The organism is Streptomyces sp. NBC_00306 (assembly GCF_036169555.1).
GTDB lineage: Bacteria > Actinomycetota > Actinomycetes > Streptomycetales > Streptomycetaceae > Streptomyces > Streptomyces achmelvichensis.
In genome coordinates this window covers 2,653,254-2,679,257 of the sequence record NZ_CP108032.1, presented here as the reverse complement: position 1 = coordinate 2,679,257, position 26,004 = coordinate 2,653,254, and the positions used below count along the sequence as shown (strand labels likewise).

Here is a 26,004-nt window from a genome sequence, read left to right as displayed (position 1 = left end):
GACGGTGTGCCATGGCGGTCAGGTCCGGACGGAAATCTGTGCGTCGGTCGGAGGAAGCACCACGCCCCAAACCGGCCCGCATCCCCACGGTGGACACCTCTCTCGCTCCCACCACGGGCTGGCTCGTACGGGGCAAGGACGGCCGGCTCACGGCGTACGCCCCCACCACCGACGGTGTGCTGCGGTGGACCGAGACGGCTCCCGGCGGACCGGAGTGGTCCGGTCCCGACGTGATTCCCGCCACGGGTGTGCTGCCCTACCTGTCCGTCGCCCAGGGCGCGGACGGCTATGTCCATCTGGTCGGTCTGCGGCGCAGGCCGCTCCCGGACGGCCGGACCGGCACCGACGTGGTCTACGCCCTCCAGTACCAGTCGGGTCTCGCGGTGCGCGAGTGGGCGCCGCTCGGCACGCCGTACGGCAGTGACGCCGACCTGGCCGCGCGGATCGGACTGCCGTCCGCGGTCGTCGACGCCGACGGTTCGCTGCATGTCTTCGTGCGCAATGTGGGCGGCGGTGTCTGCGGACGCAGCCAGGTGCCGTCCGGCAAGTGGAACAAGTGGGCCGACTACAAGGGCAGTGAGGGCCTCGGAGCGGTCTCCGTCTCCATCACCCCCGAAGGGCTGATGGAGTTCGCCCTGCCGACGGCCGAGCGCGTCATGCGGTGGAAGCAGGAGACCAAGGGCGTCAAGTTCGAGCGCGCCGACGACATCGTGTCCGGTGCCGAGCCCGACTCCCTGACGGCCGAGCGCACCGGCGGCGACCGGCTCACCCACTTCTGGCACACGAGCGAGGACCGCACGGTGCGCGCCTGGCGCCCCTCGATGGCGGAGCCCGCCACCGTCGGCACCGGCACGGGCACCGGGCCGATCGCGCTGCTGCGCACCCCGGTCGACGGCCACGACTGCACGATCCTGGCCCACCGCGACGCGGCCACCGGTCGTCCGGCGCTGGCCGCGTACCCCACGGAGGACGAGGGCAGCGGCGTCACCTGGACGCTCACGGGCGAGCCGTGCGTCGGCGCGCCCGCGCTGGCGATCGACGCCAGGGGGCGCGTGGTGATGGCGGCGTTCGGTACCGACGGGACGCTGCGGGTCACCCGGCAGAAGGACGAGTCGGGCCTGGCGCTCGCGGCCTGGTCCCGCGCCTAGGTCTTTCCGGTTCCACAACGGCAGCGGGCCCGGGCTTCCTCTCGGAAGCCCGGGCCCGCTGCCGTTGCCGGAACAGTCTCAGACGGCCTGCTCCTCGAGCACGCCGTCCTTCTCCACGTACCGGGCGCCGCTCTGCGGGCACTCCCAGACGCCGGACTCGCCCTCGCGCTCCACCAGACGGACACCGTTCTTGCCGACCCAGCCGATGTGCCGGGCGGGGACGCCGACGACCAGCGCGAAGTCCGGTACGTCCTTGGTGACCACGGCGCCCGCGGCGACCATGGCCCAGCGGCCGATCCGCACCGGCGCGACGCACACGCACCGCGCTCCGAGCGAGGCGCCCTCGGCGACCTTGACGCCGACGGCCTCCCAGTCACCGCCGCGCTTCTGGTTGCCCTCGGGGTCCACGGACCGCGGGTTGTGGTCGTTGGTCAGCACCACGGCGGGGCCGACGAACACGCCGTCGCCGAGCTCGGCGGGCTCGTACACGAGGGCGTAGTTCTGGAGCTTGACGTTGTCGCCGATCTGCACACCGGTACCGACGTAGGCGCCGCGCCCGACGACACAGCCCTTGCCGAGCCTGGCTCCCTCGCGGATCTGGGCGAGCTCCCAGACGCTGCTTCCGTCGCCGATCTCGGCACTCTCGTCGACCTGGGCGGTGGGCTGGACCCTGTAGTTCACTTCTCTGCCTTCCGGTGCGCGGCTTCGCCCGGCGAGCATACGACCAGCGGCGCGATTCAGCGTCTGCGGGCCCAGGCCTTCCTGAGCTGGAGCGCGTAGAAGAGGGAGGCCGCCGTGGGGACGAGCGTGCGGTACCAGCCGACGTCCGGGGAGAGCCAGCCGTAGACCGCCGCCGGGACGAGGATCACCAGGGCCACGATGCGCAGCGTCCACCAGCGCCGGGAGCGCGGGACGTGCAGCGCGGGGGTGCCGAGGTCCGTCGACATGGTGTCGCGGATGCCCTTCAACACCCCACGTCTGGCGAGGAGTCGGGCCTCCGGCAGGTCTCCCAGGATCTCGTCGCGCTCGCCGAAGCCGTCCGGGACGGGCGGCAGTCCCAGCACGGTCACCAGCTCCGCCTGACGCCGAGCAGGATCGTTTCCGCCGCGCAGCAGCGTGATCAGCGGGCGCAGGTCGGTGACCGGGAAGACGCCCGCGACGGCCTGGGCGGTCGCGGCCGCCTGCGCGTGGTCGACGACCGGGGCCGCGGGGTCCCACAGATGCGTGGCGCGCACCTTGCCCTTGTGGAACAGGGTGAAGCTGTAGCGGTCCGCGGTGCGGCGCAGCACCAGCGCGGGCCACTTCTCCGCGGTGGTGAAGTTGTCGGCCGCCGCCGTCAGCAACTCCTCGCCGGCGAGCGCCGCGCGCCGGCCTGGGGAGGGGTCGGGGACGAGTTCGACATAGCTCGCTCCGGAGGGCGCGGGGGCGATGCGCAGCGAGACGCCGCACATCAGCGCGGCCTCGGCGACCTGGTGCGGCGGGGCCGCGGCGATCGCCAGCGAGCGCGGCGCGGGGACCGGGAGCGCCGCCGAGGCGGCAGGCGCGCTCTGCGGGGGCCTGCTGAAGAACGGCGTCCGGGACGCGACCTGCATCCGTACACCGAGGCGGAACTCCAGGAACTCCTTGCGGCTGTCGCCGATGTACGCCCATGGGAACTCCCGCGCGTGCACCCCGATGGCCCGGAAGGTGTCCAGCGCCTCCGACCAGCGCTCGCCCAGGATCAGCATCAGCGCCAGATGGTTGCGGAAGCCGGCCGCGTCCGGGTCGCCCGGCTCGTACCAGGCGGAGAGCTCCTGGGCCCGTGTGATCGCTGCGGCCACCCGGGCCTCGGGTATCGGACCGCCCTGGGCGGAGTCGTCGGAGACGACCTCGTACTCGACGGCGGCGAGCAGCGGCAGCGCGTTCAGCTGCGAGCCGGGCAGGGCGCCGTCGGCGGCCCGCTCGGCGAAGGCGAACATCTCCTCGTGCGAGCCGTACCACTTGGCGCACAGATACTGCAGCGCCGTGGCATGGCAGCCGTAGTGGTGCGGGGAGCGGGCGACGGCCTCGGCCCAGTACGCGTCGAACACCTCGCGCGGCGCCTGGATGCCGCGTGCGTGGGTGAGCGCGACCTGCCACGGCACGGGGTCCGTGGGGCCCAGCTCGGTGGCCGCGGCGATCACCGGCAGGGCGTCGTCGAGCAGGGTGAAGAAGGCGCGGAACTGGTCCTCCGAGACATGGCTGGCGCGGTGACCGGTCCGTATCTCCCAGGCCTGCTGGATGCAGAGATCGGCCTTCACCAGCGTCGCGTCGGGGTCCTCGGGCGCCGCCGCCAGCCAGCCCTCCAGCCAGCCCGGGTTGTGCAGCGCGCACTCGGCCAGCGCGCTCACGCAGCCGCTGCGCCGCTCCCACTGGGCGCCGAGCCGGGTCTCCGCCAGCAGCTCACGGGCGGGGCCGGCGTCACCGGCGGCGGCCGCGGTCAACGCGGCCCGCAGCGCCGGGTCGGTGACGGCGCCGACGGTCACGGCCTCGTCGGGCGGCAGATCGGCGCCCACGGACGAGCCGTGGCGGAGCATGCGAGGCATGGATATGAAGGAGCGCAGGGGCACGAGCGAATATTGAACAGGCAGTGGCGGACATCCACCAGAGACGGGTACGGGGGACATCCGGCAGGAAGACGGGTCCGCGGGGAGGCCCGGCGAGAGGCCGGAGCGGGCGGTGCGGACCCGGTTTGACCCTCCGGAGCGCGGCCCGTAACCTTGTCCCTCGGTGTGTTTCCGTACGCACCTACCCCTGAGCAACTTCCTCCCCAGGGCGTTCACCGCCCGGGAGAGGCCGCTCGTCCTTCCGGATCGTCGCAGGCCCCGGCCTGTGTGAGCGGCTGGCATCAGGGGGCCGTTCCGAGTGAGAGAGAGATCCGCGTGTACGCCATCGTGCGCAGCGGTGGTCGCCAGCACAAGGTTGCTGTCGACGACATCGTTGAGGTTGACAAGATTCCCACTGCCAAGGTTGGCGACACGGTCGAGCTCTCGACCCTGCTCGTTGTCGACGGCGACGCTGTCACCAGCGACCCGTGGGTGCTGGCCGGTATCAAGGTCACGGCCGAGGTCGTGGACCACCACAAGGGCGCGAAGATCGACATCCTTCGCTACAAGAACAAGACCGGCTACCGCCGTCGCCAGGGTCACCGTCAGCAGTACACGGCGATCAAGGTCACCGGCATCCCCACGGCTGCGAAGTAAGGGACTGAGGAGAGATGGCACACAAGAAGGGCGCATCGTCCACTCGGAACGGGCGCGACTCCAATGCTCAGCGGCTCGGCGTGAAGCGCTTCGGCGGTCAGGTCGTCAACGCCGGTGAGATCCTGGTCCGCCAGCGCGGCACCCACTTCCACCCGGGCACGGGCGTCGGCCGCGGCAGCGACGACACGCTGTTCGCGCTGGACGCCGGTGCGGTGCAGTTCGGCACCCACCGTGGCCGCAAGGTCGTGAACATCGTTCCGGTCGCCGTCTAATTCGGCTGCTGTAGAGCGGTTTCTGCGGAGGCGGACCTCACTTCCCCCACGGGAAGCGGGTCCGCCTCTGCTGCGTTATGCGTAAGACATTTCAGTACTCTCTGACATTTCCGTATCTGGAGGCACACCCATGACCACCTTCGTGGACCGCGTCGAACTGCATGTCGCCGCGGGTAACGGAGGCCACGGCTGCGCCTCCGTTCACCGGGAGAAGTTCAAGCCGCTCGGCGGACCCGACGGCGGCAACGGCGGCCGTGGCGGTGACGTCATCCTGGTCGTCGACCAGTCGGTGACCACGCTGCTCGACTACCACCACAGTCCGCACCGCAAGGCCACCAACGGCCAGCCCGGTGCCGGTGACAACCGTTCCGGCAAGGACGGTCAGGACCTGGTCCTGCCCGTACCGGACGGCACCGTCATCCTCGACAAGGACGGCAACATCCTCGCCGACCTGGTCGGACAGGGCACCACCTTCGTCGCGGGCCAGGGCGGCCGCGGCGGCCTCGGCAACGCGGCGCTCGCCTCCGCCCGCCGCAAGGCCCCGGGCTTCGCGCTGCTCGGCGAGCCCGGTGAGGCCCGTGACGTCGTCATGGAGCTCAAGACCGTCGCCGACGTGGCACTCGTCGGCTACCCGAGCGCCGGCAAGTCCTCGCTGATCTCGGTGCTCAGCGCCGCCAAGCCGAAGATCGCGGACTACCCCTTCACCACGCTCGTCCCGAACCTCGGTGTCGTCACCGCCGGATCGACCGTCTACACCATCGCGGATGTGCCCGGCCTGATCCCCGGAGCCAGCCAGGGCAAGGGCCTCGGCCTGGAGTTCCTGCGCCATGTGGAGCGCTGCTCCGTGCTGGTGCATGTGCTGGACACCGCGACGCTGGAGTCCGACCGCGACCCGGTCTCCGACCTCGATGTCATCGAGGACGAGCTGCGGCAGTACGGCGGCCTGGACGACCGTCCGCGGATCGTCGTCCTCAACAAGATCGACATCCCCGACGGCCAGGACCTCGCCGACATGATCCGCCCGGATCTGGAGGCCCGCGGCTACCGCGTCCTCCAGGCGTCGGCCGTCGCGCGGACCGGTCTGAAGGAGCTCTCCTTCGCCCTCGCCGAGATCGTCGCCGAGGCGCGCGCCGCCAAGCCCGTCGAGGAGGCGACCCGCATCGTCATCCGCCCGAAGGCCGTCGACGACTCGGGCTTCACGGTCGTCCGCGAGGAGGAGAGTCTGTTCCGGGTGCGCGGCGAGAAGCCGGAGCGCTGGGTCCGCCAGACCGACTTCAGCAACGACGAGGCCGTCGGCTACCTCGCCGACCGGCTCAACCGCCTCGGCGTCGAGGAGCAGCTGATGAAGGCCGGTGCCCGGGCGGGCGACGGCGTCGCCATCGGCCCCGAGGACAACGCCGTGGTCTTCGACTGGGAGCCCACCGTGATGGCGGGCGCCGAGATGCTCGGCCGCCGCGGTGAGGACCACCGGCTCGACACGCCCCGGCCCGCGGCCCAGCGCCGTAAGGACCGGGACGCCGAGCGGGACGACCCGCAGCGGGAGTACGACGAGTTCCACCCGTTCTAAGCCGAACGGTTCACCTGGTCCGCCCGACGGGTCCACCCCGTACGGGCCGGCCGGGTCCACCCGTTCCCGGCCTGCCGGCCGGTCGTTCTTTCTGTGCCCCGCGACGGTGTGGCGGGAGGTCGATGGCTCCGATGAACCGGATCATTTTCGGTGCATGGTGCGAAACAACCTCCCGCCCGCAGTGACCGTCTTCTACGCGGGGGTGGGGTGAAGAGCCCCAGCAGACCGAACGGAGCGACGGTGAAGATTTCCTTCCTCATCCATACGATTTACGGGATCGGCGGAACCATCCGCACGACCCTGAATCTGGCAGAGGAACTCGCCGACCGGCACGAGATCGAGATCGTCTCGGTGTTCCGGCACCGCGACGCACCGCTCTTCGCCATCGATCCGCGGGTCGACGTCGTACCGCTGGTGGACACCCGCCCGGCGTCGCCCACCAGCGAGCTCAAGCATCCGCTCCACCTTCAGCCCGCCGAGCTGTATCCCGGCACCGACGCGCGCCAGAAGGAGTACAGCCGGCTCACCGACGAGCGGGTGCGGGAACACTACGCCGCCTCCGACGCGGACGTGATCATCTCCACCCGGCCCGGACTGACCGCCTACATCGCGCAGTTCGGACCGGAGCGCGCCGTGCTCATCGGCCAGGAGCACATGTCGCACAACCATCACAAGCCCGCGCATCGCGCCGAGATGTATCCGTATCTCACCCGGCTCGACGCCTTTGTGACGGTCTCCGAGGGCGACGCCGCCTCCTACCGGGAACAGATGCCGCTGCCGGACACCCGGGTGCTGGCCATTCCCAACAGCGTGCCCGAGCCGGTCGTCGAGCCGTCCGACACCTCGGGGACGACGGTCGTCGCGGCGGGGCGGCTGGCCTCGGAGAAGCAGTACCACGTCCTGATCGAGGCGTTCGGCAAGGTCGCCGCGGTCCGTCCGGACTGGACGCTGCGCATCTGCGGATGGGGCAAGGAGAAGGACCGGCTGCGCCGCCGCATCGACGAACTCGGCCTCTACAACAGCGTCCATCTCATGGGCCCGCGCTCACCCATCGAACCGGAGTGGGCGAAGGGTGCGATCGCCGTTTCCACCTCCCGTCACGAGTCCTTCGGCATGACGCTCGTGGAGGCCATGCGCTGCGGACTGCCGGTGGTGAGCACCGACTGCGACTACGGCCCGCGGGAGATCATCGCCGACGGGGTCGACGGGCTCCTCGTTCCGGTCGGCGACGCCGACGCCGTCGCGGCCGCCCTGCTGCGTCTCATCGATGACGAGGACCTGCGCCGGCGGATGGGCGCGGCGGCCCGCCGCAACGCCCGGCGCTTCGACCCCGGCCCCGTCGCCAAGCAGTACGAGGAACTGTTCGCCGAACTCGGCGCGACGACCGCCTCGCGCGGCGCCGCCCATGTCGCGGCGCAGGAGACCGCCGGCGAGGGGGAGTTCGCCCCGGTCGCGGACTGCGTCGTGGCCGATGACGGTGGTCTGGTCGTCACGCTCCTTCCACGAAACGCACACGGCTACGGCGGTCCGCCCCTCGGTGGAGGCGGCGCGCTGCGGCTGGTGTGCAGCCACCCGGACGCCGCGGTGGCCGACCGTGTCCACCCCTTCGACAAGGAGGGCCGGGCGACCGTTCCCGCGCACGAGGAGTTCGCGGAAGGCGTGTGGACCTGCCATGCGGAGCGGGAGGGCGGCGAGCGCGTGGCGCTCTCGGCGCGCGCCGTCGACCAGCGCGGAGCCATGAGGACCGCCGGCCGTACGACGCCCGGGGAGGCCGTGCGCCAGCTCGTCCCCTATGTCAGGCACGGATCGCTGTCGCTGCGCTCCTGGTCACGGCCGGTGCACGCGGAGGTCGCCGGCCTCCGGGTCTCCGGGCGGACGTTCACGATCGACGGCCGGCTGCTCGGTGAGGGCGTACCGGACGGCGAGCCGGTCCTGCTCATGCGCCGTCGCGGAAAGCACGCGCTCGAGCTGTCCTTCGACGCCGTCCGTGAGGGCGCGGACAGATTCCGGGTCACCGTGCCCGTCGCGGAGCCGGTGACGGGGCAGGTCGACGCGCACGATGTGTGGGATCTGTGGCTGAGGTATTCGCCCGGCGCCGAGCCGGTGCGGCTGGCCCGCATTCTCGACGATGTCGTGGAAAAGGGATCTCTCTTCCCTTATCCCGGCATCGAAGTGCCGAAGAAGAGATCTCTGACAGGATTGCGGTCGATGGCTCGCAAACTCGGTGTCGGGCCGCGGGAAAAGGTCACCGTCAAGGTCTTCTACAGCGCCGCCAACGAGCTCGTCCTAAATGTTGTGGACAAACCGATCGGGTAGCGAAGCGCACATCGCGACATTTGTGGTGTCAGTCACCCCTTGGCCGGGGCAATCGTGGGTCATTTCCCTGGCCACGGGGTGAACATCGCGTTTCGCCGAGGTGTGGGGTGCCGGTCGTCCGCCTTGCGGGACGGTCACGGAGAGTGCGACGATCGGCCCCGTCCCCCACTCACCTCAAGGTAGGTCGTCCCTGTGTCTGTGCCGCACGTAGCCAAACCCCGCACCACAGCCGTTGTGCTCGCCGGTGGCACCGGCCAGCGTGTGGGGCTGTCGATCCCGAAGCAGCTGCTGAAGATCGCAGGCAAGGCTGTCATCGAGCACACACTCTCGATCTTCGAGCAGGCCGACTCCATCGACGACGTGATCGTCCTGATGGCACCGGGTTTCGTGCCCGATGTCGAGAAGATCATCGCCAAGGCCGGGCTGACCAAGGTGGCCAAGGTCATCGAGGGCGGCTCGACCCGCAACGAGACGACCGAGCGCGCCATCGCCGCGCTCAGCGAGGGACTTGCCGAGGGCGAGGACCGCAACGTCCTCTTCCATGACGCTGTCCGTCCGCTTCTGTCACAGCGAGTGATCCAGGACTGTGTGGACGCGCTCGACCGCTTTCAGGCCGTCGATGTCGCCATCCCCTCCGCGGACACCATCATCGTCACCCGCACCCACGGCGAGGACGGCGAGTTCATCACGGACGTGCCGGACCGCTCACGGCTGCGCCGCGGCCAGACGCCGCAGGCCTTCAAACTGTCGACGATCCGCAAGGCGTACGAGGTCGCGGCGGGCGATCCCAACTTCCAGGCCACCGACGACTGTTCGGTGGTCCTGCGCTATCTCCCCGACGTCCCGATCCATGTCGTCGCGGGCGACGAGTACAACATGAAGGTGACGCAGCCGGTCGACGTCTTCATCGCCGACAAGCTGTTCCAGCTGGCCTCGACGGCCGCGCCCCGCCAGGCCGACGAGGCCGCGTACCGCGAACTGCTCGCCGGCCGCACGCTGGTGGTCTTCGGCGGTTCGTACGGCATCGGCGCGGACATCGCCGAACTGGCGAAGAAGTACGGCGCCAAGGTCTATGCGCTGGGCCGCTCCACGACCGGCACCCATGTCGAGAACCCGGAACACGTCGACGACGCATTGTCGAAGGCGTACTCCGAGAGCGGCCGTATCGACTACGTCATCAACACCGCGGGCGTGCTGCGTATCGGCAAGCTCGCGGAGACGGACAACAGCACCATCCGCGAAGCGCTGAACGTCAATTACCTGGCGCCCGTGCAGATTGCGCGTGCTTCTTACAAGTACCTGGCGGAGACGAAGGGGCAGCTGCTGCTCTACACCTCCTCCAGCTATACGCGCGGTCGCGCCGAGTACAGCCTTTACTCGTCCACGAAGGCCGCCATGGTGAATCTCACCCAGGCGCTCTCGGACGAGTGGGCGAACGACGGAATCCGGGTGAATTGCGTCAACCCCGAGCGCACCGCGACCCCGATGCGCACCAAGGCCTTCGGTGTGGAACCCGACGGCTCTCTCCTCTCCTCCGAAGCGGTGGCGAGGACCTCCCTGGACGTTCTGCTCTCCGAGCTGACCGGCCATGTGATCGATGTGCGGCAGCAGGATCCGACCCGCGAGGCGAGCGAGGCCTCGGGCTTCGAGCAGGCGCTCGCCGCGGTCCTGGACCGCGAGGGCGATATGTAATAATCCATCGTTAAAGCATTTATCGGGCTTTCGTGATCCGCCGCGACGCGAAATGCGGAAGCTCGACTTCGTGAAGCTGTGACTTCACAATTCCCGCAAAAAGGATCAACCGGCACCCCTTGGAGCAGGTTCTTCGTGATTTCGACCGCCATTCGTCTGGCACGCGTGGGCAGCAGGTCAGAGCTGGCCGCGGCAGCTCTGATGGGACTCGGCTATCCGTGCGTCATGCTCGCGGCCCTCGTCCCGAGCATCTGGCTCTTCGCGGTCGCGGGTGCCGTGACCTACGCGGCGGACTGGTATCTGCACCAGAAGGGCAGCTACCTGGTCAACCGCCTCAGCAAGGTCCGGGTCGGTCTGCCGATCCGCTTCCTGCTGCGCCAGTTGCTGCTGGTCCTGCTGCTGGCTCGTGAGGGCCTCGCGGAGACCCCGCTCTTCTACACCGCCATCGCCGGCTTCCTCATCTTCTACGGCCTCCAGGCGCCGCACGGAGCTCTCGCGACCCTGATCCGCCTGCGCCGCACCATGCCGGTCGTCACGCGCAACGTGGACCTCGGCACCGTACGCATCCCGGACGCCCCGCCGAAGGCGCTCCTGCGCCGCTCCGGCGAGAAGATGCTCCACCTCGACATCCCCGCCATGGCCGGTGTGCTGATCGCGGCCGTGTCCGGCAAGGACGCCATCGGTTACGCGGGCGTCGCAGCGACCCTCCTCCTCGGGGTCCTCTACACCGCCGCGCTGGCGCCCTATCTGCGCCGTCACCGCCGGGTTCCGGGCGCCGCCGCCGTGCTCAAGGCCGTGAGCGCCTGGCTGCTGGAGTACCGCCCCACGGTCGTCCTGTACTTCTCCGGCTCGGACGAGTCCGCGTACCAGATCAACATGTGGCTCGACACGATGGAGCAGGTCGACGGCCGGCCGCTGATCCTCATGCGCGAGCGCAGCCTGGTCTCCAAGCTCAACGTGACCGCCGTCCCGGTCATCTGCGTCCCCGGCGGCACGCACCTGATGAACCTGGACCTCTCCACGGTCCGCGTCGCGCTCTACCCGGCCAACGTCGGCAAGAACATCCACCTGCTGCGCGTCCCCACCATGAAGCACGTCTTCATCGGGCACGGCGACAGCGACAAGCTGGCCAGCGTCAACCCGTTCAGCAAGGTGTACGACGAGGTCTGGACGGCCGGCCGCGCGGGCCGCGACCGCTACGCACTCGCCGACGTCGGGGTGCGTGACGAGGACATCGTCGAGGTCGGGCGCCCGCAGCTGGCCCCCATCCAGAGCTGGACCGGCGCGGCCAGGAACCCCATCCCGACCGTTCTGTACGCCCCGACCTGGGAGGGCTGGGACGACAACCCCGGCAACACCTCCCTGCTGCTCGCCGGCGAGAACATCGTCCGCCGCCTGCTGGAGGCCGAGAAGCCGGTACGCGTCGTCTACAAGCCGCACCCCTTCACCGGCATCCGCAACAAGAAGGCCAGGGCCGTCCACGAGCGGATCACCGCGATGGTGCGGGCCGCCGCCGTCGAGCGCGCCACCGACCCCCGCTGGACGGCACAGGGCGCCGCCGCTGCGTCGGAGCACGCCGCGGCCCAGGCCGAGCTGACCCGCGTCGCCGCCGAGTTGAACAGCCTCGCCAAGCCCGGCCGGGCCGGCGGGGACGAGTCGGAGGTGTCCCGGGTCTCGCTCGCCGACCCCGTACGCCTCGAAGAGATCAAGCGGCTGCGCGCCGAGTGGAACGACGCCTACTGGCGCTCGTTCGGCTGGTGGGAGCACCGGGTCGTCACCGGCTCCGAGCCGAAGCTGTACGACTGCTTCAACGAGGCCGACGCGATGGTCTCCGACATCTCCAGCGTGGTCTCGGACTTCATGGCGAGCGGCAAGCCGTACGCCGTCACCGACTCCGCCGCGCTGGGCATCGACGAGTTCAAGCGGCAGAACACCGCCGCCCGGGCCGCCGTGATCCTCTCCAACAGCGCGGAGGAGCTCAACGAACTCCTGGACGCCGTCACGTCCCCCGAGTTCGACCTGCTGGCGGGTGCCCGTCAGGAGCTGAAGGAGTACCTCCTCGGCCCCGACCACCCCACCTCCATGCAGCGGTTCAACTCCGCGCTGCGCACGCTCCAGGCAGGCGCGGAGGCGCGCAACCTCGGGGTCGAGCAGCGCATCGGGGGGCAGCTGCTGGGCGAACTCGACCGTGAGTCGGACTCCGACAGCGAGTCCGTCGACACCGAGGCGTCCGAGGCGTCCGTGGCGCGCTGACGCCACGCACGATCCGTCCACGGAGCCCGTACGGCACCACGCCGTACGGGCTCCGCGCGTTCACCGGCCCACCGGCGGTCCCGGCGCCTGTCCAGCGGGTGAAATGGACAGGCACCCGCCGCACGGCCTGACATAGATTCGGCGTGTGACAGTGGCAAGACAACAGGTAACGCAGGCCCGCAGAATCGTCGTCAAGGTCGGTTCGTCCTCGCTGACCACCGCGTCCGGCGGACTGGACGCCGACCGTGTCGACGCGCTCGTCGACGTGCTCGCCACGGTCCGCGGCGCCGGCGAGAAGGAGATCGTGCTGGTCTCCTCCGGTGCCATCGCCGCCGGCCTCGCGCCCCTGGGTCTCGCCCGCCGGCCCAAGGACCTGGCGCGCCAGCAGGCGGCCGCCAGCGTCGGTCAGGGACTGCTGGTCGCCCGCTACACGGCCTCGTTCGCGCGCTACGGCGTACGTGTCGGGCAGGTGCTGCTCACCAGCGACGACACCAGCCGGCGCGCCCACTACCGCAACGCCTACCGCACCCTGGACCAGCTCCTTGCCATGGGCGCCGTCCCGGTGGTCAACGAGAACGACACCGTCGCCACCGATGAGATCCGCTTCGGCGACAACGACCGCCTCGCCGCCCTCGTCGCCCATCTCGTCCGGGCCGACCTGCTCGTGCTCCTGTCGGACGTCGACGGTCTCTACGACGGAGACCCCTCCCGGCCCGGCACCGCGCGCATCGACGAGGTGCACGGCCCCGCCGACATCGAGCACGTCCAGATCGGCTCGGCCGGCAAGGCCGGGGTGGGCACCGGCGGCATGGTCACCAAGGTCGAGGCGGCGAGGATCGCCGCCGCGGCGGGCGTCCCCGTCGTCCTCACATCCGCCGTCCGGGCCGCGGACGCCCTCGCGGGCCGCGGCACCGGGACGTACTTCCACAGCACCGGGCGACGCTCGGCCGACCGGCTGCTCTGGCTCGCCCACGCCTCCACCCCGCAGGGCGCCCTGATCCTGGATGACGGCGCGGTCACGGCCGTCGTGCACGGCAGGAAGTCCCTCCTGCCGGCCGGAATCGCCGCGGTCGAGGGCGAGTTCAGCGCCGGGGACCCGGTCGAACTGCGGGACGGCGACGGCCGTGCCGTGGCCCGCGGACTGGTCAACTTCGACGCCAAGGAGATCCCCCAGCTCCTCGGCCGGTCCACCCGCGAACTCGCCAAAGAGCTCGGCCCGGCATACGAGAGAGAAGTCGTACACAGGGACGATCTGGTCGTGCTGCACCCCTGAAACGGCTGAAAGTCCAGCCATCCGGCAGAGACCTTCACCAAAAGCGCCCCACGTTCCGCCCAGGACTGGTCAACTTTGTTGCGGGGGAATGGCGGGGTACCGCAGGACGACACAGGCAACAGGAGGCCGCCGGTGAGACGAGCGCGCCCAGGGGATGTGCCCCGAGGGGCCGGGGGCGTCCCCCATGCCCGTAGGGCTGTGGGCGAGGAACGGACCCTGACCAGCGTCGAGGCGGGCGCCGACTTCGACGACGCCGAGGAGACGGCGGAGCTGTCCGCAGGCCCGCAGGCGGAGTCGGACTCCCGTGTCGAGGACCGCGAGCAGTCGAAGCTGTGGCACATCACCCTCAGCGTCTCCGGTGCGGAAGCCCCGCTGAAGGAGGTCAGACGCGGTCTCGAGCAGCTCGCGCACGACCATCCGTTCCTGCTGACCAGCCGCTATGCCAACGACCACGCCGAGATCCGCTACTGGGAGGAGGCGCGGGACCTGCACGACGCCGCCGCGGTGGCGCTGCGGCTGTGGGGCGAGCACCGGTCGAGCGCCAGGCTGCCACCGTGGGAGATCGTCGGCCTGGAGGTCATCGACCGCCAGACCTACCACCAGCGGATCGCCGAGGGCTACGGCCCGCCACCGGCGGCCCCGGTGGGGGTCCATCCCTTCTGAGCCTTTCCGGGCCGTGCCGGTCAGGGCGGAGTACGACGGTTCGGGGCATGCGGGGCCGCGGGGCTGCGGTGCGTACGGGGCTGCGGTGCCTGCCCGGCCGCGCGACGGTGCGTGCTGCGGTGCCCGCCCGGCCGCGCGACGGTGCGTGCCGGGATCCAGGGCCCGGCATCCTGCGAGGCGGCCCCCTGCGAGGTACGGCCGGTTCCGGGCCCGGCTTGCTGCTGCGGCCCGGCGGGCCCCGGGTACGGCAGGCCCCGTGGCCGCGCTCCGTGTCGGGCCGTCGCTCGGTGCCGGGCCGTACGGGGTTTCGGGCGTTCTGTCTCGCAGTGCGGAATACGTGCCGGACGGCGACGGCGGGCGCACTACCCTGCGGGTATGACGACGTCCTCGCCGCTCTCGCCGTTCGACAACCTCTCCCCGGTCGCCAAGGCCGCCTACCGCGCACGCGGCGCCGCCGCCGACCTCGCCCCGCTGCCGCGTTCGGCGAAGGACGACGCGCTGCTGGCGATCGCCGACGCCCTCGAGGTGAGGACGGCCGAGATCGTCGAGGCCAACGCGGAGGACGTCGCCCGTGCCCGCGAGGCCGGCACCGCCGAGTCGGTCATCGACCGGCTCACCCTCACACCCGAGCGGGTGCGCGCGATCGCCGCCGACGTACGCGATGTCGCGGCGCTGCCCGACCCCGTCGGCGAGGTGGTCCGCGGCTCGACCCTGCCGAACGGCATTGATCTGCGTCAGGTCCGCGTCCCCCTGGGGGTCGTCGGGATCATCTACGAGGCCAGGCCGAACGTCACCGTGGACGCCGCAGCCCTGTGCCTCAAGTCCGGCAACGCCGTCCTGCTGCGGGGCTCGTCCTCGGCCATTTCCTCCAACACCGCGCTGGTGCGCGTCCTGCGCGACGCGGTCGGCGGCTCGGGGCTGCCCGCCGACGCGGTGCAGCTCGTGCCCGGCGAATCACGCGACTCCGTCACGGAGTTGATGCGGGCCCGCGGTCTGGTGGACGTGCTGATCCCGCGCGGGGGCGCCGGTCTGATCCGTACCGTCGTCGAGGAGTCCACGGTCCCCGTCATCGAGACCGGAACCGGCAACTGCCATGTGTACGTGGACGCCGAGACCGACCTCGACATGGCCGTCGACATCCTCATCAACTCCAAGGCGCAGCGGCCGAGCGTCTGCAACGCCGCCGAGACCCTCCTCGTCCACCAGGACATCGCGGAGGCCTTCCTGCCCCGCGCGCTGGACGCGCTGGCCGACGCGGGGGTGACCGTGCACGGAGACGACCGGGTGCTGGAGTACGCCGACGTCACCAAGGCCAAGGTCGTGCCCGCGACGACGGAGGACTGGGAGACCGAGTACCTGTCGTACGACATCGCGGCGGCGGTCGTCGACTCCCTGGACGCGGCCGTGGGGCACATCCGGCTGTGGTCCTCCGGGCACACCGAGGCGATCGTGACCACCTCGCAGGCGGCCGCGCGCCGCTTCACCCAGTTGGTCGACTCGACCACGGTCGCCGTGAACGCGTCCACCCGGTTCACGGACGGTGGCCAGTTCGGCTTCGGCGCCGAGATCGGCATCTCCACCCAGAAGCTGCACGCCCGCGGCCCGATGGGGCTTCCGGAGCTGACCTCGACCAAGTACATCGTCACCGGAGACGGTCACACACGGTAGTCGGGGGGCCGTCCCTCGCGGGCCGTGCGCTGCCTCAACGCCGCGGGGAACCTTCCCTTTCCGACTGCCCAAACCGACCGGCCAGGTCTACTCTGATTCCGTGCCGGACGACGTGGGGGGCAGGCCGTTCCCGGACGGCTGGGAGCCCGACGACGACCGCGGAGGCGCGGACGAGGACTTCGCCTCCGTGGTGTTCGACGAGGACTTCGTCAGGGCTGCCGAGATCCATGAACCGACCGCCGTCGAGCGGTTGCTCGCCGCCGCCCAGGCCCGTGCCGAGGCAGAGGCGGCCCACGCCGGATCGGGGATGGGCCACCCCGACGAGGAGTTCTACGACGACGGGTACAGCCCCTACAGCCGTGAGTACGGCTACGACGACGGCGACGCCCGGGACTTCGACGAGGAAGCCGGCCCCTACGGCAGACACGGAGGGGCTCTGCGCCCCTACCGGGGCAGCGCCCGCTGGCACCGTCCGGTCGCCTGGCTCCTTGCGCTGCTGATGGGCATAGGGATGGTCGCCCTCGCCTTCACGGCCGTCTACCGGGGCGCCTCGGGCAACCGCCAGGACCAGGTGCCCCCGCCCGCCACGACCGGCGTCGACGCGACCCCGTCGAACGGCTCCGTCGGCGACCGCGTCGGAGGCCCCTCCGCCTCCGCCGAGTATTCGGCGCCCGCGGTGTCCGCCGATCCCCGCACCCCCTGACCAGCCGCTGATCACCCGCGGTGGTCACCTGAACGGCTGAGTGAGAACTCGTCAGAGTTTGTCGAGCGGCAGCGCGTTTACTGACGGCCCGGCAGACCTACCCTGAAAGTATGGCTGGTCGCGGAGACCCGCCCGAGGGGACACCCGAGGGGCTCCCCGGCGGTGGAGAGGACGAGTACCGGTCCGTCGTCTTCGACGAATCGTTCGTACGAGCTGCGCGGCTTCAGGAGTACTCCGCGCAGGAGCGGATGGCCGATCACGCACGCGCTGTGCGCAGCCTCCCCGGCTGGTCCCGCAGGAGCGGCTCCAAGCAGTTCCTGGTCCTCCTCCTTCTGGTCGCCATCGCCTTCGGCACCGCCGTCTACCTGGGCGTGCGGCACCCGTACCAAACGCCTGCGACGAAGCAGGCCGAGCCCTTGCGCATCACCGTCATCCCGCTCGCGCCCCAGGGGCCCGTCCCCGGGGGCGACGCCGCGCAGCTCTTCGCCCGGAGCCCCGCAGCGCACTTCCGCGTCGGCGCGTCCGGCATCAGCTTCCCGGGAGCCAGGCCCACCAGAAACTTCTCGGAGAGCCAGGTCATGACCGCACTGACCATCGCCAAGGACTACCTGGTGCAGTCCTCGCTGGATCCCGACGTCCTGACGGGCGGCGCGGTGCGGCCGGTGCGGCTGCTGCTCGACCCCGACCAGCAGATGCAGTTCGACCGGAGCATGTCCACACCGGTCGCCGACGGCCACCACGCCGCCACCGGCTGGCTGGTGCGCTTCGATCCGGCGAAGGTGGCCCTGGCCGACCCCGAGGTGCGGGTCCGGGGCACCCTGCGGATAGCCGAGGTGGGACCCGCCGCCCTGGAGGTGACGTCGGACCACACCTTCGCCTACGCGCTGCGCCCGGCGGTGGCGAACGGCGCGAAGGCCGGCGAGGCCTCGCTGTTCACCGTCCGCCGCGAGCTGCGCTTGCGCTTCGACCGTGACGACCTGCGTCAGCACCGCACGGAGCTGATGGTCAGCTCCGTCCAGGCGGGACCGCAGGCCTGCTCGGACGATGCCTCCGGCACGCTGCGGCCGCTGCTCGCCGGACAGCGGGCCGGCGCGGGCGCCCCGGCGGGCACGGACCCGTACGCGACGGGCCAGACCACGGCGGCCCTGTGCGGCTCCCTGTCGCCGAGCGCCCTGCCGAGCCCCTGAGGGGCCGGTGGCCCTCCGGGTAGTGAGGGGCCGGCGGCCGACAGTCGCCCGATCGACGCACCAAGGGCCCGGCGGCTGACGACCCGCACGGTCGGCGTTCGGGGGCCCGGCGGCCGCCCGATGGACGTCCGGCTCCGGGCACCGGCTCCAGGTACTCGCTCTCCGGGGCCGACTCGGCTCAGGTACGGACTCCGAGGGGGGCCGGTCTGGGCGCGGGCCCCGGGGGCCGACTCGGCTCCAGGCGCCGCTCTCCGGGGCCGCCTCCGCTCAGGTACCGACTCCGAGGCCGGTCCGGGCGCGGGCCCCGTCGCAGCGACAGGTCCGGACGCCTGTCCCCGCTCCGGTCCGGCTCCCGCCCGTCCCCGTCGCCCCCGCGCGGCCGACTCCGGCGTCAGGCCTCGGCGCCGGTTCCCTTGGTGTCGCTCGAACCCGAGCCGCCGCCCGAGCCGTTCGCCCCGGTGAACTTGTCGCGGAGCTTCCCGCCCAGGTCGCCCGCGCCGCCGGCTATGTCGCCGACCAGCTTCATCAGCGGATCCTTGCTGGTGCGCACCGTGTCCGCGTAGTGCGAAGCGGACTCGCGGAACGAGTCGGTGACCGAGGTGTCCTTGTCCTCGTCGCGCCGCGGGTAGTGGCCGTCCATGATCCGCTGGTAGTCGCGGCTCTCGGCCCACTTCTTCAGCTCGGCCGCGCGGACCGTGGTGAAGGGGTGCGACCGGGGCAGCACATTCAGGATCTTCAGCACGGAGTCGCGCAGGTCGCCGCCCGCCTCGTACTCCTCGGCCTGCTGGAGGAACGCGTCGACGTTCATCTCGTGCAGGTGATTGCCGCCGGCGATCTTCATCAGGCCGCGCATCGACGCCTGAAGGTCCTGACCGACGAGCAGTCCGGCCCGGTCGGCGGAGAGCTCCGACTTGCGGAACCACTCGCGCAGCGCGGTCACGATCGCCATGATCGCCACATTGCCCAGCGGGATCCACGCGACCTTCAGTGCCAGGCCCGTGAGGAACAGCAGGATCGTGCGGTACACGGAGTGGCCGGAGAGGGCATGACCCACCTCGTGGCCCACGACCGCCCGCATCTCCTCCTCGTCCAGCAGCTCCACCAGACCGGTGGTCACCACGATGATCGGCTCGTCCAGGCCGATGCACATGGCATTGGGCTTCGGATCCTGCGCCACATACATCGCCGGGACCTTCTCCAGGTCCAGGATGTAGCAGGCGTCCCGCAGCATGGTGTTGAGGTGCGCGAACTGGGCGTCGCTCACCCGCACCGAGTCGGAGAGGAACAGCAGCCGCAGGCTGCGCTCCGGCAGAAGCCCGCTCAATGCCTTGAACACGGTGTCGAAGCCGCTCAGCTTGCGCAGGGCGACCAGTGCGGAGCGGTCCGCGGGATGTTCGTACGCCCGAGAAGAGATGCCCGGGAAGCGCTTGCGCTGCCGGCTCGGCACGTTCTCGTGATTGCTTTCGGTCATTCAAGCCCCCTGTTGACCTGATGGTCCGCGATACGAATCGCTCGCTCGTCCCCCTGACGGACCCCAGCGTAGGTGCTGGGACTACCGTGTGCCGGGGGCTGTGGATAACTTCGGAGTCAGGAGTGCACCCGACATGCCGGACACCGCCGCACTGCTCGCCGCAGCGGCCGGGCAGCAGGGACTGGGCAACACCCTGCGCGTGGCCCTGATCGCGTTGATCGTCGGAGGCGCACTGCTCGCCTGGTTCCTGTTGCGCGGCTACCGCGGAAACGGCGCCGACGACAGCGACAACGACTGAGTCGGCGTGAGCGTGCCCGGGTGGCCCGCATACGATGTGCCCGAAGTCTCTTCGCACTGTTTCCGACGTCCCCGCTGTTCCCCTGTTTCTTCCGAATCCCGAGCTCCGACTCCCGATCGATAAGGGTCCTGCTGAAGATGAGCCTCGCCAGCACCGCCGCCAACCTGGTCACTCTCGCCGAGGGCGCCGAGCACAGCGGCAACCACCAGAGCCTCAGCCCGTACCTCACCGGTGGCGGCGCCTTCCTCGCGCTGCTTCTGCTGCTGTGGATCACCACCCGCTTCAACCGCGACCGCTGAGGCCTGGCCGGCCGGAGGTGCCAGTAGGCTCTGCACGCATGGGAGAGCAGGAAGTGGCTACGGGCTCCGGTTCCGGCAGGCGTCGACTCGGCGTCATGGGCGGGACCTTCGACCCGATCCACCACGGACACCTGGTGGCCGCCAGTGAAGTGGCCTCCCTGTTCCATCTGGACGAAGTCGTCTTCGTGCCGACCGGACAGCCGTGGCAGAAGGGTCACAAGGTGGTGTCCCCGCCCGAGGACCGCTACCTCATGACCGTCATCGCCACGGCGTCCAACCCGCAGTTCTCCGTGAGCCGGATCGACATCGACCGGCCGGGGCCGACGTACACGATCGACACCCTGCGGGATCTGAGCAATCTCAACGCCGACGCGGATCTGTTCTTCATCACCGGCGCCGACGCCCTCTCCCAGATCCTCGGGTGGCGCGACGCCTCCGAGCTGTTCTCGCTCGCCCATTTCATCGGAGTGACCCGGCCGGGGCACGATCTGACGGACGACGGGCTGCCCGAGGGCGGGGTCTCCCTGGTGGAGATCCCGGCGCTGGCGATTTCCTCGACCGACTGCCGGGCGAGAGTCGTGAAGGGCGATCCGGTCTGGTACCTGGTGCCGGACGGCGTGGTGCGCTACATCGACAAGCGCCAGTTGTACCGCGGCGAATGAGCCACGGAGAGGGGCACCGGTGAACGACCAGCAGAATCCTTACGACCCGTACTACCAGCAGCCGCAGATCATCGGCTACGACGAGTACGGGCAGCCGGTCTACCAGCAGCCCCAGCAGTACGACCCTTACACGCAGCAGCAGCCGCAGCACACTCAGCAACAGCCCTCCCAGCAGCACCCTCAGCAGCAGGGCGGCGAGCAGGGGTACGGGTACGACCCGTACGCGGAGTACCAGCAGCAGGGCACCGCACAGCCCCAGTCGTACGACCCCTATGCCCAGGCACCCCAGCAGCAGCAGAACCGGGCCGGGCAGGGGTACGGATACGACGGATACGGCTACGGCTACGACACGGGGCAGCAGCCCGCGGCCGTCGACACCACGCAGCAGTGGACCGTTCCGCAGCAGCAGCCGTCCCCCGAGCCGCCCGCCAGGACCGCGCCGGAGCCCGAGGCGGCGCCCGAGCCGGGTGTGCCCGGCCAGCGCCGGCCCGACGACGACCGGGACTACCGCACCGAGCAGTTCTCCTTCATCGAGGAGCCCGACGAGGACTCCGAAGATGTCATCGACTGGCTGAAGTTCACCGAGAGCCGCTCCGAGCGGCGTGAGGAGGCCAAGCGCCGCGGCCGCAACCGCGTCGTCGGACTCGTCGTCGCTCTCGCTCTCGTCGTCGTGGGCGGAGTCGGCTACCTCTGGTACGCGGGCAAGATCCCCGGACTCTCGGACGGCGACAAGGCCAACACCGCCGCCGCCGGCCCGCAGAAGCGCGACGTCATCGTGGTGCATCTGCACAACACCAAGAAGCAGGGCACATCGACGGCCCTCCTCGTCGACAACGTCACGACCAAGCAGGGCACCACCGTCCTCCTCCCCAACTCCCTCTCGGTCGGCAACGACGACGGGACCACCACCACGCTCGGCAAGTCCGTGGAGGACGACGGCTCGACGGGCACCCGCGACGCCGTCGGCTCCCTCCTCGGCGCGAAGATCACCGGTACCTGGCGCCTCGACACCCCGTATCTCGAGAATCTGGTGGAGCTGGTCGGCACGGTCGACCTGACCACCGACGCGCAGGTGCCCGGCGCCAAGAAGGGCGAGGCGCCGCTCGTGAAGAAGGGTGAGAACCAGACCCTGAACGGGCGGGCGGCCGTCGCCTACGCCACCTACCTGGCACCCGGCGAGGCCGAGGCCAAGCAGTTGCAGCGCTTCGGCCAGGTCATGCAGGCAGTACTGAAGAAGTTCCCCGACGAGCCGGGCTCCGCGACCGTCACGGTGGAGACGCTGGCGCAGATCCTCGACCCCTCGCTGACCGAGAAGGACCTCGGCGCCTCGCTCGCCAAGCTCGCCGAGCGCGCCAAGGGCGGCGACTACAAGACCGCCCTGCTGCCGGTCCAGGAGGACGGCACGCTCACGCAGCAGGCCTCCAGCAGCGTCGTCAAGGACATCCTGGGCGGCTCGGTGACCGCGCCCGACAAGGACGCGGCCGTACGGGTCGGCATCAAGAACGGCACAGGGGACACCTCGGCCACCGAGACCGCCCGGATCTCCCTGGTCAACGGCGGCTACTCGGTACTCGACAGCGGCAAGGCGGACACCGAGTCCACCTCGGCGGTCACCTACGCGGACGCGGCGCAGAAGGCCAAGGCCGTCGAGGTCGCCAAGACGCTCGGACTGCCGGAGAGCTCGGTGAAGAAGGGCGCAGCCACGGCGAACGCCGACGTGACCGTCGTCCTCGGCCAGGACTTCGGGAAGGACTGACGCGCGCTCGGCCGGAGCGGGGCCCTGACCGCCTTGGGGCGCCCGGGGTGACGCGATGATCACGACGTGAATGATCACGGCGTGGGCTGTCGGCGGTCCGTGAGACCCTTGTGAGGTATCAGACCGCCGACGAAAGCCTGCTTGTGACCGCCACGGACCGCTCCATCGAGCTCGTCAGCCTCGCCGCCCAGGCGGCGGCCGACCGGCTCGCGCACGACATCATCGCCTACGACGTCAGCGACGTGCTGTCGATCACCGACGCCTTCCTGCTCGCGTCCGCGCCCAACGACCGCCAGGTCAAGTCGATCGTCGACGAGATCGAGGAGCGGCTGAACAAGGAGCTCGGAGCGAAGCCGGTCCGTCGTGAGGGGGACCGCGACGCCCGCTGGATCCTTCTCGACTACGTCGACATCGTGGTGCACGTCCAGCACAGCGAGGAGCGTGTCTTCTACGCCCTGGAGCGACTGTGGAAGGACTGCCCCGAGCTGCCGCTGCCCGATGACGCGCTGAAGACCCGCGGCAAGGCCGACGAGCACGCCCGGCTCACCGGCGACCCGGAAGGTGAGCTGAGCTGAACGGCACGGATCCCCGCAAGCGCGCCACAGGTCGCCGTGTCGTCCTGTGGCGGCACGGCCAGACCTCGTGGAACCTGGAACGCCGCTTCCAGGGCACCACGGACATCGAGCTGACCGAGGACGGTGTCGCCCAGGCGCGCCGGGCCGCCCGGCTGCTGGCCTCGCTGAAGCCCGACGCGATCATCGCCTCGGACCTCCAGCGCGCCGCCGCGACGGCTGCCGAGCTGGCCGAGATCACCGCTCTCGACATCTCCTACGACGCCGCTCTGCGGGAGACCTACGCGGGTGTCTGGCAGGGGCTCACCCACGAGGAGATCGTCGCGCAGCACGGCGAGCAGTACGCGGCCTGGAAGCGCGGCGAGCCCGTGCGCCGCGGTGGCGGCGAGCTGGAGTCCGAGGTGGCCGACCGCGCCGCTCCCGTGGTCCTTCACCACGCGGAGAAGCTCCCGGAGAACGGCACCCTGGTCGTCGTCAGCCACGGCGGCACGATCCGCACGACGATCGGCCGGCTGCTGGGCCTGGAGTCGCACCACTGGGAGAGCCTCGGCGGCCTCTCCAACTGCTGCTGGTCGGTGGTCGGCGAGGGCGCGCGCGGCTGGCGGCTGCTGGAGCACAACGCCGGCACCCTCCCCGAGCCGGTCCTCGGCGACGACGACTGACCCGTCGCGAAGGGGGCCCCGCGACGACGAGAGGCCCCTCGCGGACGGGTCCGTCGTGGCCACGACCGGGCCTCTGGGCCCGCGGCCCCCGGATTTCACTTTCCGGCAGGTCGCAGGCTAAAGTTCTTCTTGTTCGCAGCGCGGAGCGCGAAGAACACGCGGGGCTATAGCTCAGTTGGTAGAGCGCCTGCATGGCATGCAGGAGGTCAGGAGTTCAATTCTCCTTAGCTCCACAATCCGGATCCCGTCCTCGTCCGAGGGCGGGATTTCGCGTTTCCCCGGACCCGGTCCGCCCGCGGGCGTCCGACCGGCGCCCATCTCGGCACGGCATGATCACCGCTGCGTGGACTCCCCGCGGACACCGGGCAGTTGGCCGGCTCCGGCTGCCGGCGCGTGCGAACCGGGCGCTGCTTCGTGCCGACACTTGTGCAAAGCGCCCTTGTGCCGGGCGGGTTCGCGCTCCCCGCGCGAGGGTCCGCGGACAGCCGCGCTCCGGCGAAACGGAAGCGACGGCGGACCTCTTCCGTACCTCGCTGCCCCGCCGCCGGAGCGGGTCTCGCGCTCGCCCACAGCCCCGCACGCACCCGTGCACTCTCCGCCGTACGTCAGGAAGCGGCGGCGTACGCGGTGATCTTGCGCTCTGTGGCCGGTCTCGTACGCAAACGCCGCTGACCCCCTTGCCATGCCGTGGCAGAATCGGACGGCCGGAGGGGACACCGGCCAGGATGGGAAGGGGAGCACAATGTCCGCCAGCAGGAGCAAGGAGGCCGATGACCTGCTTGCCGCGGCGGAGATACACGCTCTCCTCAGCTGCCCTTCCTGCGGATCGGCGCATGTTGCCCAGGTCCTCGGCGACAACGGCGGAGTTTCTTTCGTGTGCACGTCCTGCGGCCACAGCTGGAGCTGAGTGATGGGTGCACACAGGCGTAAATGCGACTGGTGCGGCAGTGGTACGCCCATCGTCCGGGACATGGATCCGGTCAATCCTGATTACCAGTACTGGTGCGAGGAGTGCGCGCGGGCGCTGATCATAAAAGGCGACCCGATCGAGACGTACCGGGAACTGGAAGGCGAGCCGATCTACGGCCGTCTTCTCGACGAGCACTGCACACTGAAGCGGTTCTACTCGTTCGCCACAGCGTGACCGCGGCTGCCGCGGCCGTCAGCGCGTAGAGCGCCGAGAGGGCCATCTGCCCGCCGTTCTGGGCGAGTTCGGGCCGGTGCTCGCCGTGCGGCACCCACCACAGCGCGTACGAGCAGAACACCAGCCCCACCGTCGCCGCCCATCCCGTCCTGCCGCGCGCCGCGAGCGCGAGCACCAGAGGTACGCACCAGACCCAGTGGTGCGACCAGGAGACAGGACTGATCAGCAGCGCGGTCACCCCGCAGACGACGACGGCGCAGGCGTGGTTCTCCCGCCGTGCGGCGCTCACGGCCATGGCGAGGCCCGCCGCGGCGACGAGAGCGGCCGTCAGGGGCCACCACGGCCCCGGATCGGGTGTGTGCAGCAGTCGGGAGAGCACCCCGCGCAGCGACTGGTTGGCCGTGTCCTCGGCGTGGCCCACCCGGCCGGCCGCGAACACCGCCGACGTCCAGTAACGCCGCGAGTCGTGGGGGAGGAGCAGCGCGGTCGCGAGCGTGGCACCGAAGAAGGCCGCCGCGGCGGTCGCCGCCCCTCGTAGCCACATGTTCCGTCCCGTCCGGCGGACCAGAGCCATCCCCGTCACCAGCGCGAACAGAGCGAAGAGGGCGGGAGTGAGCTTCACCGCGGCGGCGAGACCGATACCGACGCCCGCCCACCGGGACCCCGCCCGGCGGGTGACGTCCCACAGCACCGCGACCGCCAGCAGCAGATTGACCTGGCCGTACCGCAGCGTCGTCCACACCGGCTCGCACCACACGGCGGCCGCGGCCACCCACAGCGTGCCCGTGCGCCGGTCGGCGTGCGGGTGGGTGAGGCGCAGCGACAGGGCGGCGAGCGCGACGAGCAGCAGCAGATTCCCCGCTGTGGCCAGAGCGCGCATCTCCGGGACACCGACCAGCGTGAGCGGGGTGAACAGCAGGGCGGCGAACGGCGGATACGTCATGGGCAGGCCCGCCTCGGTGACGCGCAGCGCGTAGAGGTCGGCCCCCTGCCGTACGGCCGTCCCCTCAGCCCGGTAGACGAGCAGGTCGATCATCGAGACGCCGGCCGCACGCTGGGCCGCCCAGAAGGCCACGAACGAGAGCAGACAGACCGACGCGGCCGTGAGGGTGTGGCGGCGGGCACGGAGCAGCGCGATCACGGTCACGAAGGGGGACGTTACCGCCCTCATCCGCGC

General features: G+C 70.6%; 22 protein-coding genes, 1 tRNA gene and 1 pseudogene. 20 read left to right on the top strand and 4 right to left on the bottom strand.

What is annotated here, in order from left to right:
* The first annotated feature begins 89 nt into the window (after positions 1-89).
* Positions 90-1,148 carry a hypothetical protein gene (locus OHA05_RS11875; protein ID WP_313946346.1) on the top strand — a complete coding sequence of 353 codons (1,059 nt, stop codon included), beginning with the start codon at positions 90-92 and terminating at the stop codon, positions 1,146-1,148.
* A gap of 78 nt (positions 1,149-1,226) precedes the next feature.
* Here the strand turns inward: OHA05_RS11875 and OHA05_RS11870 are convergent, their stop codons facing one another.
* Positions 1,227-1,829, bottom strand: coding sequence for an acyltransferase (locus OHA05_RS11870; protein WP_313946347.1), 603 nt, complete (start codon positions 1,827-1,829; stop codon positions 1,227-1,229).
* 56 nt (positions 1,830-1,885) lie between these two features.
* Positions 1,886-3,712 carry a hypothetical protein gene (locus tag OHA05_RS11865; RefSeq protein ID WP_328860541.1) on the bottom strand — a complete coding sequence of 609 codons (1,827 nt, stop codon included), beginning with the start codon at positions 3,710-3,712 and terminating at the stop codon, positions 1,886-1,888.
* A gap of 336 nt (positions 3,713-4,048) precedes the next feature.
* Here OHA05_RS11865 and rplU point away from each other — a divergent pair, with 336 nt between their 5' ends.
* From rplU to OHA05_RS11810, 11 genes are all read left to right on the top strand, one after another.
* The gene (rplU, locus tag OHA05_RS11860; RefSeq protein WP_223774625.1) at positions 4,049-4,369 is read left to right on the top strand and encodes a 50S ribosomal protein L21; all 321 of its coding nucleotides are present in this window, start codon (positions 4,049-4,051) and stop codon (positions 4,367-4,369) included.
* Between the two features lie 14 nt (positions 4,370-4,383).
* Entirely contained in the window at positions 4,384-4,641 is a 258-nt protein-coding gene (gene rpmA, locus OHA05_RS11855; RefSeq protein ID WP_313946349.1) for a 50S ribosomal protein L27, read from the top strand.
* A 130-nt stretch (positions 4,642-4,771) separates the two neighbouring features.
* Positions 4,772-6,208, top strand: coding sequence for a GTPase ObgE (obgE, locus tag OHA05_RS11850; RefSeq protein ID WP_328860540.1), 1,437 nt, complete (start codon positions 4,772-4,774; stop codon positions 6,206-6,208).
* Positions 6,209-6,448: 240 nt separating this feature from the next.
* Positions 6,449-8,524: a glycosyltransferase family 4 protein gene (locus tag OHA05_RS11845; protein ID WP_328860539.1), complete on the top strand. Its 2,076-nt coding sequence runs from the start codon at positions 6,449-6,451 to the stop codon at positions 8,522-8,524.
* A gap of 192 nt (positions 8,525-8,716) precedes the next feature.
* Positions 8,717-10,216 carry a bifunctional cytidylyltransferase/SDR family oxidoreductase gene (locus tag OHA05_RS11840; protein ID WP_328860538.1) on the top strand — a complete coding sequence of 500 codons (1,500 nt, stop codon included), beginning with the start codon at positions 8,717-8,719 and terminating at the stop codon, positions 10,214-10,216.
* A gap of 135 nt (positions 10,217-10,351) precedes the next feature.
* Positions 10,352-12,469: a hypothetical protein gene (locus OHA05_RS11835; RefSeq protein WP_328860537.1), complete on the top strand. Its 2,118-nt coding sequence runs from the start codon at positions 10,352-10,354 to the stop codon at positions 12,467-12,469.
* A gap of 145 nt (positions 12,470-12,614) precedes the next feature.
* Positions 12,615-13,742, top strand: a complete 1,128-nt coding sequence (proB, locus tag OHA05_RS11830; protein ID WP_313946354.1) for a glutamate 5-kinase — start codon at positions 12,615-12,617, stop codon at positions 13,740-13,742.
* Positions 13,743-13,874: 132 nt separating this feature from the next.
* Positions 13,875-14,405: a hypothetical protein gene (locus OHA05_RS11825; RefSeq protein WP_313946355.1), complete on the top strand. Its 531-nt coding sequence runs from the start codon at positions 13,875-13,877 to the stop codon at positions 14,403-14,405.
* 375 nt (positions 14,406-14,780) lie between these two features.
* The gene (locus OHA05_RS11820) at positions 14,781-16,073 is read left to right on the top strand and encodes a glutamate-5-semialdehyde dehydrogenase (protein WP_328860536.1); all 1,293 of its coding nucleotides are present in this window, start codon (positions 14,781-14,783) and stop codon (positions 16,071-16,073) included.
* Between the two features lie 100 nt (positions 16,074-16,173).
* Positions 16,174-16,776 carry an SCO2584 family spore wall biosynthesis protein gene (locus OHA05_RS11815; RefSeq protein WP_328860535.1) on the top strand — a complete coding sequence of 201 codons (603 nt, stop codon included), beginning with the start codon at positions 16,174-16,176 and terminating at the stop codon, positions 16,774-16,776.
* Between the two features lie 110 nt (positions 16,777-16,886).
* Positions 16,887-17,963 carry an SCO2583 family membrane protein gene (locus tag OHA05_RS11810; protein ID WP_313946358.1) on the top strand — a complete coding sequence of 359 codons (1,077 nt, stop codon included), beginning with the start codon at positions 16,887-16,889 and terminating at the stop codon, positions 17,961-17,963.
* 391 nt (positions 17,964-18,354) lie between these two features.
* On the opposite strand, the gene OHA05_RS11805 is transcribed toward OHA05_RS11810, so the two are convergent.
* A complete protein-coding gene (locus OHA05_RS11805) occupies positions 18,355-19,434 on the bottom strand; it encodes a M48 family metallopeptidase (RefSeq protein ID WP_313946359.1) in 1,080 nt (359 codons plus the stop codon).
* A gap of 133 nt (positions 19,435-19,567) precedes the next feature.
* Between OHA05_RS11805 and OHA05_RS11800 the strand changes: the two genes are divergently transcribed.
* The 8 genes from OHA05_RS11800 (at position 19,568) to OHA05_RS11765 (ending at position 24,827) form a co-directional block, all read left to right on the top strand.
* Positions 19,568-19,732, top strand: coding sequence for a hypothetical protein (locus OHA05_RS11800; protein ID WP_328860534.1), 165 nt, complete (start codon positions 19,568-19,570; stop codon positions 19,730-19,732).
* Between the two features lie 137 nt (positions 19,733-19,869).
* A complete protein-coding gene (locus tag OHA05_RS11795) occupies positions 19,870-20,031 on the top strand; it encodes a hypothetical protein (protein WP_313946361.1) in 162 nt (53 codons plus the stop codon).
* A 38-nt stretch (positions 20,032-20,069) separates the two neighbouring features.
* On the top strand, positions 20,070-20,693 hold the full coding sequence (nadD, locus tag OHA05_RS11790; RefSeq protein ID WP_313946362.1) for a nicotinate-nucleotide adenylyltransferase: 624 nt from the start codon (positions 20,070-20,072) through the stop codon (positions 20,691-20,693).
* Between the two features lie 19 nt (positions 20,694-20,712).
* On the top strand, positions 20,713-22,449 hold the full coding sequence (locus OHA05_RS11785) for an LCP family protein (RefSeq protein ID WP_328860533.1): 1,737 nt from the start codon (positions 20,713-20,715) through the stop codon (positions 22,447-22,449).
* A 143-nt stretch (positions 22,450-22,592) separates the two neighbouring features.
* Positions 22,593-23,024, top strand: coding sequence for a ribosome silencing factor (gene rsfS / locus OHA05_RS11780; protein WP_327686882.1), 432 nt, complete (start codon positions 22,593-22,595; stop codon positions 23,022-23,024).
* The gene (locus tag OHA05_RS11775; RefSeq protein WP_328863368.1) at positions 23,021-23,683 is read left to right on the top strand and encodes a histidine phosphatase family protein; all 663 of its coding nucleotides are present in this window, start codon (positions 23,021-23,023) and stop codon (positions 23,681-23,683) included. The genes rsfS and OHA05_RS11775 overlap by 4 nt, the downstream gene beginning before the upstream one ends.
* 160 nt (positions 23,684-23,843) lie before the next feature.
* Positions 23,844-23,916: transfer RNA gene (locus OHA05_RS11770), tRNA-Ala, on the top strand.
* A gap of 677 nt (positions 23,917-24,593) precedes the next feature.
* Positions 24,594-24,827 (top strand): hypothetical protein, encoded by a 234-nt coding sequence (locus OHA05_RS11765; RefSeq protein ID WP_030494108.1) that lies wholly within the window; start codon positions 24,594-24,596, stop codon positions 24,825-24,827.
* Here OHA05_RS11765 and OHA05_RS11760 read toward each other — a convergent pair.
* A pseudogene (locus tag OHA05_RS11760) lies at positions 24,808-25,998 on the bottom strand (glycosyltransferase 87 family protein); the annotation flags it as partial. The gene OHA05_RS11765 and the pseudogene OHA05_RS11760 sit on opposite strands and share 20 nt — an antisense overlap.
* Positions 25,999-26,004: the final 6 nt, after the last annotated feature.